Annotated in this window: 1 pseudogene; it reads left to right on the top strand. The window is 50.0% G+C overall.

From position 1 onward, the window contains the following. Positions 1-350, top strand: a pseudogene (locus tag FDX22_RS31965) (tRNA 2-thiocytidine(32) synthetase TtcA); the annotation flags it as partial.

Raw genomic sequence — 350 nt, 5'->3', positions numbered from 1 at the left:
AAGCTGATGAGCGATGATGGTAAGCATATTGTGATCCGTCCGCTGGCCTATTGCCGCGAAAAAGATATCGAGCGCTTCTCTGAAGCGAAAGGTTTCCCGATTATTCCGTGCAACCTGTGTGGTTCACAGCCTAACCTGCAACGTCAGGTGATCGCTGATATGCTGCGTGACTGGGACAAGCGCTATCCAGGTCGTATTGAAACGATGTTCAGTGCGATGCAGAATGTGGTGCCTTCTCACCTGAGCGATATTAATCTGTTCGATTTTAAAGGCATCAAACACGGCTCAGAAGTGGTAGATGGCGGTGATCTGGCATTCGATCGTGAAGAGATCCCACTGCAACCAGCAGG

This window comes from Citrobacter sp. TBCS-14 (assembly GCF_005280805.1).
Lineage (GTDB): Bacteria > Pseudomonadota > Gammaproteobacteria > Enterobacterales > Enterobacteriaceae > Citrobacter > Citrobacter gillenii.
Note: the sequence above shows the minus strand (reverse complement) of the source record. Positions and strands in the feature narration are given on the sequence as shown.